Below are 14,395 nucleotides of genomic sequence, written 5' to 3'. Positions count from 1 at the left end.
GATGCTGAGTGAGGTTCAACAAAACAATGCAGGAAAGAGGCGGAAGGGTCACTCGTGACTTAACACATTTCGCTGGAGCAAATCCAGGATTAGGGAATCTTTCGAATTGGTTTACAGGATCTGCCTCGTGGAGAACAGTCCATGAACTCATGAATCTGACCTTCACGGGCACACGGTAGAGCAAACTGCACTAGAAAGAGAATGGTCCACAGGTTGTCGGATGTCCTCTAAACTTCGGGGTATTTCCATTCGCCACGATACTCACGGCGGAGCAGGGCGTTGGCTTCGTCATCACCGGGGATGATTTCTTTCTCACCATCCCAGTCGATGCTTCGCCCCAGCTTGAAAGAGAGCATCCCGAGCAGGGAAAGGTTCGTTGCCAAATGGCCAATCTCCGCACTGGCAACGGGGGTTCGTCCGGTTTCGATACAATCCAAAAAGTCTTGCCAAAGTGGAGGGACATTGTGGCCATCTTTTTCATTGTCGAACTTCGGGGCTTGATGGACTGGCTTTTGCCCCCCCTTACTGGGGTAAAACGTCCAACCATCACGCCAGCCCATATGAAAAACTCCATTCGTTCCATAGAAGTAGCAACCATACGGATGCGGTTCGGCTCCTTTGCCACCAAAGCGATGATGCTCCCAAGTCGCTGTGAATGTCTCAAATTCGTAAACGGCAGACTGGTGGTCAGGCGCGTCGGACGTTTGACCACTTTCGTTATTCACAGCTTCTCCACGGACCGGTCGTCCCCCAGTTGAATAAATTCGCTTCGGTGCTTTCTCATCAGTCCACCAGAGCACTTGATCCAACCAATGAACTCCCCAGTCTCCGAGAGTTCCGTTGGCATAATCGAGGAAATGACGAAATCCGCCGGGATGAATCTTTCGATTGAACGGTCTGAGTGGGGCAGGGCCGCAGTACATCTCCCAGTCCAGATCTTTCGGCGGCTGGCTATTCGGAGTGGACGATTCTTTGCCGCCCCCACCATGCACAAACATTCGGACGAGTCCAATATCCCCCACCTGGCCCGACTTCAAAAACTCCATTCCTGACACATGATGCGGACCGATTCGACGATGAAGTCCAACCTGTACAATGCCGTCTGCCTGCTCGGTCGCCTTCACAATCGCCCGGCTTTCCTTAACAGTATGCCCGGTCGGTTTTTCCAGAAAGACATGTGCTCCTGCTTTGAGGGAATCAATTGTATTCAATGCATGCCAGTGATCCGGAGTCGCGATGATGACGATTTCAACATCTTCCTTCTCAAGCATTTCTCGATAGTCGCTGTAAAGCTTTGGCTCGTCATCGGTGAGTGCCGAAATTTCGTCGGCACAGACTTCTGCTTGCGACATGTCGACATCACACAATGCCACGACTTTCGACTTCTCTGCCTTGATTGCCTCGATGAGGATGTTCGTTCCCCACCACCCCGAGCCGATCAACGCGGTTCGGTACTTTTTTGCTTTAGACTCTGCATGCACATACGGTGCACCGAATGAAAGAGCTGCTGTCGTTGCAGCGGACGTTGAAAGAAAATTTCGGCGATTGATTTTCATGATGATTTTGAAGAGATTTCGATGAGAGTCCGTGGATCAACTAAACTTGCAGAGATCCCGATCGAAGTGCTTCTCGAACTGGAATTTCCACGACTGAATGTAGAGATTTCGTCCTGCTAAAAAACGTCTGATCAGAAACAATTAGTGATTAAAAATAAACTCGCGGCTGGTCATCAGCGACCAGAAAAGATCTTCGATGACGAGACGTTGTTCTTCTGGGGACGCTTCATTCATGATTGTGGTCAAAGCACTTCGCTCGTCAACAGTTGGGTAGCGGCTCAAGCACCAAAGAAATGATTGATCAACGAGCGACTCAGTAGACATTCCATTTTCCCGCTGGGCGAGCAGCGATGCGATGCGGCCCTCTTTGCTTTCAACCTTTTCGTTGATCGTTGTTCCATTCGACAGATGCAAGACCTGCACCATGCTTGGGACGTTGGATCGCTCGCACTCGCAAACAATGTTGCGTGTGTTTCTTCCGAAGGTTTTCAGAAAGTAAGATTCTACCGAAGAGTCATAAAGCTGAATCGCACGGGTCCCAACAGGATAAAAGTCCGTCTTTTGGAAGTCTGCACCAGGGAAAGCGACACGTTCAAAGTTTGAAGGGACATCAGTCGCCTGAGCAATCGAATCGTGGATGACTTCCGCAATCAATCGACGAGGGAAGTATCTCGAATAGAAGCGAGTGTCGGCTTCGTTCCCCTCAACCGGTAAGCTCGAACGCTGATAGGCATTCGACTGCAGGATTTGCCGCATCAGCGTTTTTAAATCAAATTTGTTCTCAACAACATATTTTGCAGCGGCTTCGAGAAGTTCTTCATTGCTGGCGGGGTTCGAGACACGCATGTCGTCGATCGATTCAACCAGCCCCACGCCGAAGAAATTCGCCCAGACACGATTGGTTATCGACTTCGCGAAGTAGGGGTTTTCCGGAGATGTCATCCACTTTGCCAGCTCAACTCTGCGATCTTCGGTGCTGTCAAAAGGAATCGGTTCTCCATCGAGCGGAGTCGGCGGTTGCGGCTTGCCTGTTCGAGGTTGATACAGTTCTCCGCTCTCGACAACGAAGACAGTCCGCAATCCGTCACCATTTCGTCGATCTCCGCCCCAGCCTTTTGCACGCACTCGGGAGAAGAGATTTGCCATCGAGTAGTACTGGTCATTCGTCCATTTTTCGAGCGGATGATTATGACATTTCGCACAGCCAATACTCAGCCCCATAAATGCCTGACAGGCATTCTCGGTCATGTCTTCAGGAGTTTCATACAGCGAATAGAAATTGGCCGCTCCATTTTCATAGGTGCTGCCGGTCGCAGTCAAAATCTCTCGAACGAACTGATCCCACGGAGTATTTTTTTCGACCTGAGCATAAACCCATTTGTAATAAGCCTTAAGCGCCTCTGGCCTCAACAATTGACCATTGAGCATCAAAATGTCTGACCACTTGTAGGTCCAGTAGTCGACAAACTCCGGACGTTCGAGCAGCGACTCAATCAGCTTTTCTCGTTTGTCTTCTTCAGTCGCAGCGAGAAATGACTTCACTTCTTCAGGGGTTGGTGGAAGCCCAATCGTATCGAGGAAGACCCGCCGAACGAACGTTGCGTCATCGCACTTTGGCGAGGGTGGGAGATTGAGACGTTCAAGCTGCTCGTTGATCAACGTGTCGATGAACCCACGGGGCTTGAGTGAGGTATAGACTTCCGCCGGGACATCGTTTTCATAAGGGACCGTAATTCGTGCGACTGAAATTTTCGACGAGAACCAACCGACAATCGCCCCTTCACCAGACCCGATGATGGAGACCTTCCCTGTGTCATCAACCGTACAGACCGCTTCGTTCGTGGATGTCCACTTCACCCAGTTCGTCACATCACGATTTGAATGGTCAGTATATTTTGCGTACCCGAGAAGTTGTTGAGTTTGCCCTCTCTTAAGCTGAACTCGCTTGGGCAACACCGTGATTGTTTCAACCAAGGGGTCATTTTTGCTGGGAGCAGGTGCACCGTTTGCAATCCATTCTGCGATGATGCGATAGTCTCTCGATTCGTTGTCCAGTCGCAAACCTCCTTTGTGTGGGATCGCTCCCGAAGGTTTCGCAAGAACCAAACTTCGCCCGGGATCTGAGAATTCGACACGCCGACCAAGATCTTGCTTCGTGACCGTGAAGTGGTCTGACTGCGGATCATACATTCCTAAAGAGAGTCGGAACCCTCCTTTCCCTGCGAGAGCCCCATGACAAGCCCCAGTGTTACACCCAGCCTTCGTCAGTGCCGGCTCAACATGATTTCGAAAACTCCACACGTACGGGACATCCATCTCGCCAATTGTGATCGTCGCTGAGGCGGACCGATTTCCATGCCGGACTGTAACGACTGTCTGACCGTTTGATTTCGGTCGAATCACTCCCGCGCTGTCGACTGCTGCAATTTTCTCATCCTGAATCGTCCATTCCATCTCGTCATGAATCTGACTTTGGATTATTTCACCAGAACGATTTTGAAGAATCACTTGAGCGGAAGATTCTGGACCACTCAAAACGATTTCATTGGGAATCAGGACCAGACCTTCATCAGCTGCTGCCAACGGGCATAAAACGATCAGACAAAACAGAAATGTTTGGGAGATGGTAGAATTCATAATTGTTCGTCAATGAGTCGTTTAAGATAAGTTGTTCAAATTGCTCAAAGTGCGCAACACAACAGCCAATCGGAAACCTTAATTTTGTCTCATTTTTTCAACGTCAGAGAAATCAAGTTCTACATTTCCGACCAGATTTTCGCCACCACTCAACTCCTGAGGCCAGCAGCATTCGCAAATCACAATTCATTGATATGATAGCTTGTTGCGCAGCCTGCGTGCAGTCTTATTTGAAAGGGCATCAGTCAACTCCGTTAAGAATCATGAGAAAGTGACTGATTCAGACTCGCGAGATTTCCTGACTCTGATATTCTCAAGCAAATCGAGACATCGATCAGCAGAAACGTCACCAGGCGTTCGCAACGGGCGAATGAAGCAAATGAGTTTTCGAAATGAGTGAGACTACGTATTTTGATCGTGAATTGAGTTGGTTGGAATTTAATCAGCGAGTTCTGAACGAGGCTCTCGATGAAGATGTCCCGTTGCTCGAACGTTTGAAGTTTCTGGCGATAACAAGTTCTAATCTGGATGAATTCTTCCGTGTTCGAATTGGTGCACTCACTCACCTGATTGAATCTGACGCTGCGACGATTTCGCCGTCGGGAATGACTCCGTCCGAGCAGATGAGAGCTGTTTGCGAGCGCGTCAACAAAATGGTTGACGACCAATACAAGTGCTACTTGAACGAGTTGGCTCCTCAATTAAGCGCGCAGGGAATTCGTCAGCTTCAAGCAGATGAATTGAACTCTGCACAAAAAATGATGCTCAAGCAGCTCTTTCAGTCAGAGATCCTCTCGGTCCTGACTCCCATGGCTGTGGGAAATGGAAATCCGTTTCCGCTTCTGGCGAATCAGATTGTCAACGCCTGTGTCCGTCTCGCTCCACGAAAGGACTCCCCCGAGAACGTCCCTCCTCTGCCTCGATATGCAGTCATCCCATTTGGTCGGACACTCTCCCGATTTTATTCTCTACCCTCGGAGAGTGGTTTTGCTTACATGCATCTGGAGGACATTCTCTCGTTGTTCATCCACGAGTTCTTTCCCGGTGAAGAAGTCGAGGAGTGCCACGCGTTCCGACTGACCAGAAATGCCGAAGTGGAAGTTGAAGAACTGACACCACAAGGGCTCGCGGTCAACATGGCAGAGGTCATTGTTGCTCGGACAGAAGCAGATTGTCTGCGCCTCGAAATAGACGACGCAGCTTCAGATGATCTGATTCATTTTTTGCAGCAGGAAGTCCATGTCAGTCCCGAACAAATTTATCGCCTCCCTGGCCCCGTCGATTTGGGAGCGTTCATGGAACTCGCAGGGCGACGTGGGTTTGAGCACTTGAAGTATGATGCGTGGCCAGCAGTCCGCTCACCAGATGTTTCTGCCGAAGAATTGATGTTCGACACGATCGCAGAAAAAGACGTGCTCCTTTTTCATCCCTACGAAAGTTTCGAACCGGTTGTCAGGCTCATAGAAGAAGCAGCTGATGACCCAGATGTCATTGCCATCAAACAGACTCTCTATCGCATCAGTAGTCGAAGTTCAATCATTCGCGCCCTGAAGAGGGCGGTCGACAATGGGAAGCATGTCACCGTCTTGCTGGAACTCAAAGCTCGATTTGATGAAGAACGAAACCTGAAACAGGCCCGAGAGCTTGAATCGATCGGAGCTCAAGTCATTCACGGCGTGAAAGGACTCAAAACGCACGCCAAAGTTTGCATTATCGTCCGCCGCGAACCAGGCGGAATTCAACGGTATGTCCATTTCGGAACTGGAAATTACAACGAATCGACTGCCAAGCTTTACAGCGACGTCTCGATTTTAACGTGCGATGAAGACTTGGGGGCAGATGCAGTTGCCTTTTTCAATACAATCGCTGGCGATTCGCAGCCTCCGCAAAATTATCGCAAACTAGAATCTGCCCCGCTGAAATTACGAACCACTTTAATTGAACATATCGCTGCCGAGGCAAAACGGGCGGAGAACGGACAAGAAGCAAAAATCATGGTCAAGCTCAACGCCTTGACCGACACAGCACTCATTGACGCTCTATACAAAGCCTCGCAGGCGGGAGTGGAAATCTTCTTGAACATCCGTGGAATCTGTTGTTTGAAGCCCGGGGTGCCGGGATTGAGTGAAAATATCCACGTCGTGAGTATCGTCGATCGATTCCTCGAACATGCTCGAATTTTATACTTACATCAAGGGGGCGACCCGCAACTCTATATTTCAAGTGCCGACTGGATGGCCCGGAATCTTGATCAGCGAAAAGAACTCCTCGTTCCGGTTGAAGACCCGAAATGTCGTCGCCAATTGATTCACATCTTCAATGTTTTCGACCAAGACAACGTCAAAGCCTCTGTGCTTCAACCGGATGGCTCATATATCAAAACGGCGATCGGGGACGCTGAGCCGTTTCGAGCTCAAGAAGTTCTTTATCAAGAAAGCAAGAATGCATCGAACCGCATTGCCAAGAAACAAAGAACCATGTTTGAGCCGCATCACTTTTAACAAAGAGAGACACGACTGCGATTTTGCAGTCTTTCCCGGAACGATCCTCATCTCGATAAAAATCGTTGAGCAAGTTCGCAGCTGCGCAGGCTGCTCCTCAGGCAAAAGAACGTGAAGGCCATATTTGGATTCGCGTTAAAAGAAGTACACGATGGTCTACCTCAATAAAATCTACACCAAGACCGGCGATTCCGGTGAAACGTCATTGGGCGACGGAACTCGAGTTCCCAAAACGCATGTGAGAATCGGTGCGTATGGAGGTGTTGATGAACTCAACGCCGTGATCGGAGTTGCGATTGCTTGCGGTTCACTCCCCAACAAAACTGCGGAAGTTCTCACGAGCATTCAGAACGACCTCTTTGACGTCGGAGCAGATTTGTGCGTCCCTGAATCAGACGAACCACCCGAGTATGAACCGCTGCGTATGACGCAGCCAAAAGTTGATCAACTCGAAAAGTGGATCGATGCAAATACTGAAAAGCTGACTCCACTCAACAGTTTTATTCTGCCCGGAGGAAATCCGGGTGCAGCTCATTTGCATCTGGCACGAACAGTCTGCCGTCGTGCTGAAATCGGTGTCATCGCACTCGCTGAGGTGGAAAAAATCAACCCGCTCGTCGTCATCTACTTAAATCGACTGTCAGACCTGCTGTTCGTTCTCGCCAGAATCGTTAACGATCATGGTGAAGCTGACATTCTTTGGAAACCGGGCGGTGAACGCTCGGGCGAATAATCACTCAGACACTTCGAGGTTTATTTTCCGGGGTCCAAGAGTGTTGCAATGACCTGTGCATACACACGATGTCCGAAATCATTCGGATGATTCACACCATTCCCGGTCTGGTCCCAATCCTGCTTCAGTTTCAAGAACTCCGTCCAGATGGCGGTCACGTCGGCAAGGGCAATGCCCGGTTCACAAAGTTCCTGAAGTGCGTCGCGATATTCAGGAAACCGCTCATGTTTCAGCGTGGTCCATCCCCGGTTCCCCAACATCGAAGCGACCAGAATAAACTCCGTTTCAGGTTGCTGCTCTCGAATCAAGTCGATGGTTTGCTTTGTCTTCGCCTGATAATCTTCCGTTGATCGCCCTGCAGAGTCATTCATCCCGAATGCCAGAATCACAAGATCCGGCTTCTCTTTCAAGACGTTCTCAACTTGTGTGATTCCCCAATCAGTCGCTTTTCCGCCGACAGACAAATTTTTGAGTTTCACTTCTGTTCCGAAACGATTTTCCAGGTGAATTTGCAGCAACTCAGGATAGGCCGGCTGATACGGCGGAGCCTTTCCTAACTCTGACGAGTTCGCTCCTGCGGAAATACTATCTCCCAAAACCACAATAGAAACGGGCTGTTTACTCGTCAGTTTCGAGACTGTTTTCGGAAGTGCTTTGGAATCGTAAACCGGGACGGCAGACTTCCAAAGACCGGGGGCATGTTGATAAGTGATGCAGGTTTGCATCTCAGCATATTCCAATCTCGCCCCGAATAAAATTTCGCCATTCCCGTCACGATGCGTCAAGCGATATTTCTGAGACCCGGCAGGTCGACGAAGCTCATCAGGATGGTGAATCGGAATCCTCGAACCAGCTGGAATCGAAATCTCTCGGCTGCCGACCTTCCAAACGTAGTCACGCCCTTCCTCATAGACGATCTCGCCTGAAGAACTTTTGACGGCAAGAATTTTCTGAATCGGAAACAAAACAGAGGCGGTACCGGTGTTCCCTTCTGGATCTCCTTTGAGAAACAAAACTGATTCGCCCTCAATTTGCTCTCCATGCCAGAACGGACGCAGCAATGCGGCGTCATACTTCCAAGGCTCCTTGCTGGTCTCTTCGGCAAATGTAATGTTCGAAAGACAAAGCAATACAAAGCAAATACTCAAAGGAGAGTGGAGTCGTCCATTCGAGTTCAATCCGACAGTACGAGCCATTCCGGTCAGTTCCTTGAAGTCGAGGTCGCGAGAAGTAAGACGGGAATCAGACTACTACAGACTGAACCAGCATACAAGAATCAGGATGTCGTCTTGCAATTGTTTCCAAATGACTGTTCAATTCATTCCTTGAGCACTCCTCTGTGATTACGAAAGAAATTTGCCCGATGACCTCTTCTTTATTCGCGAATAAAAACGGCCTCTTCCTCTTCGGAGTCTTCCTCTCTCTCACATTTCAATCCTGCAGCGATGCTCAAGAACCTGGGCGAGCAACCTTGTCTCCGTCGTCGCCACCTTCACCCGGAAAGACGATTAGCCCGGAAAGAGAAGGGGAGGACTGGCCTCATTTTCTGGGACTGACGCATGATGGAATTTCCCGAGAAACAGGCTTACTCGAAAAATGGCCGGAAGCAGGTCCGCCGCTGATTTGGGAAAAAGAAGTTGGCACAGGCTACGGAGCCCCCTCGGTTCTTGGCCGGCAAATCGTTTTACATCATCGTCTTGACGATGAAGAGATCGTGGAATGCTGGGACGCACTGACCGGGAAAGAGATCTGGCAGCATGCATACCCAAGCAAATTCCGTGACCCATACGGATACAATAACGGCCCTCGCTGCTCCCCCATTCTGACTAAGGAGCATTGCTTCACTCTCGGAGCAGAAGGAAAGTTGACTTGCTTGAAGCTCTCTGACGGATCTCTAGTGTGGGAGCACGATCTCAAAGCTGACTACAACATCCCTGATGGGTTCTTCGGTGTCGGCGCATCACCAATCCTCGAAGGCAAGAAGTTGATCGTTCTCGTGGGAGGACAACCAAACTCTGGGGTTGTCGCATTCGATTCAATTTCGGGGAAAAAACTTTGGGAAGCGGTCGGAGAAGAGACATGGGACAACACCGAAACAGGTTGGCCCAACGATCCAACTTATCGATGGAAAGGGGACGAGATGGTGGTCAGCTACTCATCTCCTGTCGCAGCTACGATTCATGGAAAACGTCATCTTCTCTGTCTGATGCGGCAAGGTTTGGTCTCACTTGATCCAGAGACAGGGAAGACTCATTTTAAGCACTGGTTCCGATCTCGTACTCACGATTCCGTCAATGCAGCTCGACCGGTCGTCGTCGATGATACGATTCTGCTGTCGGCTGCGTATCGGGTTGGGGCAACACTCTTGAAAGTCAATCAGGACGGGAAGAGCTACGACGTCGTGTGGAGCGATGCCCGTAATTTACTTACACACTGGTCGACCGCCATCCCGCTTGACGATTGCTTCCTCGGTTTTAGTGGACGCCACGAGAACCAGGGAGAACTCCGCTGCATCGATGCCAAGACCGGTAAAGTGAAGTGGGAAACCAGCGGGTTCGACAATCCAGAAACTCTTGGAAGATCGGCCTCTGGAGCGATTGTCAGCAAAGAGACGGGAAAGGTTGTCCCGTGGCCATTTTACGGACGTGGCTCCAAAATTCTTGCAGACGGAAAATTCATCGTCCTGGCAGAACGTGGGACTCTGGCACTTGTGAATGCGACAACCGAAAACTGGCAGGAAATCTCGCGATACTCCGCACCACGGATGCACTACCCCTGCTGGACCGCTCCAGTTCTTTCACGTGGCCTGTTGTACTTACGATGTGACGATGCGATGGTCTGCATCGATCTTAAAAAAGAGAGCGAATAGCAACTGCCGTCGAGATAAAACAGATTGCTCAATTGCATTTCTCGAATTGGAGTACGCGCTCTGCATCGCGGCGAACACCAACTCGGAAGATGCAATTGCGATCTGTTTTAGAACCAGTCCAAAAACCTCTGAAATAGCCGCTTTCCTCAACGTTTGAGAGAGCAATTTCACATTTCAGAACCAGTTCTAATATCGCGGGACAGAATCATCGATCTCCTGCGACCAGGCATCGATACCGCCTGCCATGTTCTGAACTTTCGCAAAGTCCTGGCCTTTTAACCATCGTGTGACCCGCATACTGCGTCCACCGTGGTGGCAGTGAACAATGATGTGTTTCTCCTTGTGTTGTGCAAGCTCTTCTGAGCGATCCTGCATTTCACTCATCGGGATGAGAGTCGCCCCGGCAATGCAGGCTGTTTCGTATTCATCTTTCTCACGGCAATCAATAAACAGGAATTGCTCGCCAGCATCCTGAAGCGCCTTCACATGATGAACATCAACTTCAATAGGGAGTTCTTGATTCTCTGCAGACATGGGTGATTCTTTCAGTGCTTATCCGGTTATGTTTTGCCGGTCATGTTTTGAATGATAGATTCTCGCGAACAGAGTCACCTGCCGCTCTTGGCCCAAGTCCAGGTAGCGAGCCCTTCCAATACTTTCCGGTTTGTAAAAGTTCGACTTTGCAGGTCGATTTACTGGTGGCTCAAGAGAAAGCACTTTAAGGCAAATCCTGGAATTGCTTTATCGCATTTTTTGAATTCGTGTTCAGGTCCTGCTTCGTGGCGAACAGCATTTTTACTCGCGAAACGCGTTCTTCAGGGGCGTGATAGAACAAACGGCTTTAGATCGCTTCAGGTTCAAACGGACTTGCAGTCGGCGCCCACTTGCAAAGTTTGATTCCGAGTTCGTACAGGAACACCAACGGAATCATCATCAGCAGCATGCTCATCGGATCGGCAGGAGTCAGCAGCATCGACACAATTGCAATCACCAAGACGGCCATTCGTCGTTGTTCCTTGAACTGTTCGACCTGGAAAATTGAGATTCGTTCGAGAAAGAGCATCACCAATGGAAGTTGAAAGCTAACTCCAAACATCAGCGGTAACATGACAGCAAAGCTGATCCATTCAGAAATTCGGATTTGCGGGCTGATCTCGAGTGTTGCGTTGAATTTCAAAAGGAAGTTGAGCACAAACGGGAAGACTGCATAAAAGCAAAATGCCGCGCCGACGAGAAATAGCACAAGACTGATCCCTCCGAAAACGTACACATATTTTCGTTCGTGCGGATACAACCCCGCAGCGACGAATTGCCACAACTGAAAGAAGATCCAGGGACTGGAAAGTACCAGCCCCGAAATCAGCGAAACCTTGATATAGGTCAGAAAAGCCTCTTGAACATTCAGCGTGACTGCCCGGCGAGATTGCTCCACTGTTGCCTGAAACTGAGCAAACTCTGGAGCTTGCAAAGTCAAGGTGATATTCCGGGATGGAACTGCTTGTTCAGATTCAACATTCTGAACAGTCTCATTTGTGGTGGTCGTGTTTGGAGTGTCGACACCAGAAGTTTTCGGCTTCTCCGGTTTCGGAAAGCGTTCCGGGTCGGCCTTATGAAGTGCGCGAGTGATTTCCTCAACCGGAACTTTCACTTTCACCAAATCAGGGTGTGGTTTGATTTCTTCCTCAATGACGTACTCTTCGCCGGTCTCTTCATCAATCGCAGTCTTTTCTGGTTCTCCTAAGAACAATTCGAAAAGTGTGTCAAATCCCAACTGCTCAGCGAACCCGTCCTGGACATCGTCTTCAACGTTAATTTGTGAATATTTCGACAGTGCCTGATCGATTGGCCCACGAATAATGTTAACCAGCTTAGCCCCATTCAGGAGACAGATCACCACGGCGATGACCAAGCCAATAATGGCTTTGATCAAATGCACACGGAGAATTTCCAGATGCTCACCGAACGTCATCGATGAGTCGTCAAAGAGGTCTTTAGTTGGCCGGTTCATATCTCTTAAACTCGTGAATACCTGAAATCAGACGGATCTTTGAAGCGTTGCTGGAAAAATTCAGCAGCATCACTTGTAGCGAGATCAACGGTATCCACTCGAGTGACCTACAAAAGCAGATCGAGAGAGCAAACTGTCTGGCGAAATCATAGGTTGAAAATCTACACATTACAAGATTTGACGAATTATTCAGTCGCCCACACTTCATGGGAACTTCAAACGGTTGTTAATAACTGAAACGGATCGTTGAGCAAGTTACAGAATGTCACCACAAACCTGGCGGCCTCTGCTCCATTGATCACACGATGGTCGTAAGACAGACTCACTGGCAGAATCAACCGTTCCTGCACGTTCCCATCAATCAACTTCAGTTCTTTCTGTCCCCGACACATCCCCATGATGCAAACCTCAGGGTAGTTCACAATCGGTGTAAATCCGACTCCGCCGATCCCGCCGATGTTGGTCACGGTGCAGGTTGCTCCCTGCATCTCGTTGACGGAGAGTTTTCGATCGCGAGCCTTCACTGCCAAATCAGTCACGTCGGCAGCAATATCAAGGATACTTTTCTTGTCACAATCCGTAATGACTGGAACGACAAGACCGTTCGGCGTATCGACCGCACAACCAATGTTGTAGTACTTCTTATAGACGATCTCGTTTGTTTCCGGGTCCAGGCTACTATTGAACTTGGGGAACGCTTGTAAACAAGTCGTCAAAGCTTTGATGACAATCGCAGTCATGGTGACTTTTGGACCATTTTTTCCGATCCCCTGACCGAAACGTTTTCTGGCCTCTTCAAGATCGGTGATGTCTGCCCGGTCATGCTGCGTCACATGTGGAATGACATTCCAGGAGACAGTTAAATTCTCTGCTGCTGTCCGAGCGAGCTTGTTCATCTTCTCCCGCTCGATCACGCCATATTTCGAGAAATCGGGAAGAGGAGGTGGTGCGATCGATCCGGCAGCCAATACGGAGCCACTAGAACTGGCAACTGTTCGACTCAGTGACGTCCCTTGAAGCTGCCCTTTTACGTACTTTTGTACGTCTTCCTGGCTGATTCGGCCACCACTGCCCGAGCCTTGGACATCTCGCAAGTTGACACCTAACTCGCGAGCGAGACGCCTTGTCGACGGAGCTGCAGGAACTGGAGTTCCGTTCGAGTCGTTATCGTCGCTGCTTGTACTGATTGTAGCTGTTGTCTGAGCTGGTGCTTGCTTCGCTGGGGTGCTTCGCGCTGGAGCTTGGTCTGCTGATTTTGCTTTGACTTCTTCTTTTGATGGCTCATTCGCTGATGAGGACGCAGTTTCTTGCGGAGGTGCTGCCGTTTTCGAAGCGGGAACTGAATCAGAGACTTCAAAAGTCATGACCAGCGAACCGACTGGGAGAGAGTCTCCTTCGGAAACATGGATTTTTGTGATCTTGCCAGCGTGTTCACTTGGGAGTTCGACAACCGCTTTATCAGTTTCGAGTTCCATCAACGGATCGCCAACTGCAACGGTATCCCCTTCGGAGACCATGATCTCAGCCACATCAGCTGAGTCCACACCTTCACCGAGTGGCGGAAGATCGAAATCGACAGAACCTGTTACGATTTCCGTTCGAGAGGCAGCCAGTTCAGGCTCCGCTTCCGCTGAGACCTCAACAACCTCCTCAGTATTTTCCGTTTCTTGAGACTTTGCTGAATCACTGGTCGTTTCAGCCGCTGCTTCGGCAGGTTTGGAAGAATTAGCTGCCCCAGAGGTTTCTTCGACCTCCATATATGCTTGGCCAACCTGAATCGTATCACCGGAACTGACGAGAATTTTCTTAACGATGCCCGCAGCGGGTGCAGGCAATTCGACAACTGCCTTTTCGGTTTCAAGCTCCATGAGAGCTTGTGTCGGCTCAACCTGGTCACCTTCGGAGACTAAAATTTCCGCGACATCAGCTTCGTCGACACCTTCGCCGATATTTGGCAGTTCCCAGCTAGTACTCATCGTTCTAATCTATCTATGAAGGCTTTGTCTGCAGTCCATTGAGGAGAAGCAGGCGTTTGTATCAATCACAATTCACGTGCTCGTTCCAGAATGACATTCATATTGATGCAGAGCT

General features: G+C 49.6%; 9 protein-coding genes. 3 read left to right on the top strand and 6 right to left on the bottom strand.

The genetic code is table 11. The features are described from left to right. Positions 1-227: 227 nt before the first annotated feature. Positions 228-1,550, bottom strand: coding sequence for a Gfo/Idh/MocA family oxidoreductase (locus tag Mal48_RS08550; RefSeq protein ID WP_145205905.1), 1,323 nt, complete (start codon positions 1,548-1,550; stop codon positions 228-230). A gap of 147 nt (positions 1,551-1,697) precedes the next feature. After that, the gene (locus Mal48_RS08545) at positions 1,698-4,193 is read right to left on the bottom strand and encodes a DUF1549 domain-containing protein (protein ID WP_145197991.1); all 2,496 of its coding nucleotides are present in this window, start codon (positions 4,191-4,193) and stop codon (positions 1,698-1,700) included. A gap of 392 nt (positions 4,194-4,585) precedes the next feature. On the opposite strand from Mal48_RS08545, the gene ppk1 reads away from it, so the two are divergent. After that, complete coding sequence (ppk1, locus tag Mal48_RS08540; RefSeq protein WP_145197989.1) at positions 4,586-6,694, top strand: polyphosphate kinase 1; 2,109 nt, start codon at positions 4,586-4,588, stop codon at positions 6,692-6,694. A gap of 151 nt (positions 6,695-6,845) precedes the next feature. Further along, entirely contained in the window at positions 6,846-7,427 is a 582-nt protein-coding gene (locus Mal48_RS08535; protein WP_145197987.1) for a cob(I)yrinic acid a,c-diamide adenosyltransferase, read from the top strand. Between the two features lie 20 nt (positions 7,428-7,447). On the opposite strand, the gene Mal48_RS08530 is transcribed toward Mal48_RS08535, so the two are convergent. Continuing rightward, a complete protein-coding gene (locus Mal48_RS08530) occupies positions 7,448-8,623 on the bottom strand; it encodes an SGNH/GDSL hydrolase family protein (protein WP_145197985.1) in 1,176 nt (391 codons plus the stop codon). A gap of 167 nt (positions 8,624-8,790) precedes the next feature. On the opposite strand from Mal48_RS08530, the gene Mal48_RS08525 reads away from it, so the two are divergent. Beyond that, entirely contained in the window at positions 8,791-10,296 is a 1,506-nt protein-coding gene (locus Mal48_RS08525) for an outer membrane protein assembly factor BamB family protein (RefSeq protein ID WP_145197983.1), read from the top strand. Between the two features lie 186 nt (positions 10,297-10,482). Here the strand turns inward: Mal48_RS08525 and Mal48_RS08520 are convergent, their stop codons facing one another. The 3 genes from Mal48_RS08520 to Mal48_RS08510 all read right to left on the bottom strand — a co-directional run bounded on the left by Mal48_RS08520 (position 10,483) and on the right by Mal48_RS08510 (position 14,280). After that, positions 10,483-10,830: a rhodanese-like domain-containing protein gene (locus Mal48_RS08520; RefSeq protein ID WP_145197981.1), complete on the bottom strand. Its 348-nt coding sequence runs from the start codon at positions 10,828-10,830 to the stop codon at positions 10,483-10,485. A 307-nt stretch (positions 10,831-11,137) separates the two neighbouring features. Then, a complete protein-coding gene (tatC, locus tag Mal48_RS08515; RefSeq protein ID WP_231739959.1) occupies positions 11,138-12,304 on the bottom strand; it encodes a twin-arginine translocase subunit TatC in 1,167 nt (388 codons plus the stop codon). A 215-nt stretch (positions 12,305-12,519) separates the two neighbouring features. Further along, entirely contained in the window at positions 12,520-14,280 is a 1,761-nt protein-coding gene (locus Mal48_RS08510) for a dihydrolipoyllysine-residue acetyltransferase (protein WP_145197980.1), read from the bottom strand. Positions 14,281-14,395: the final 115 nt, after the last annotated feature.

It is taken from the genome of Thalassoglobus polymorphus (assembly GCF_007744255.1).
In the GTDB taxonomy this organism is placed as follows: domain Bacteria; phylum Planctomycetota; class Planctomycetia; order Planctomycetales; family Planctomycetaceae; genus Thalassoglobus; species Thalassoglobus polymorphus.
This window is presented reverse-complemented; position numbering and strand designations above follow the sequence as displayed.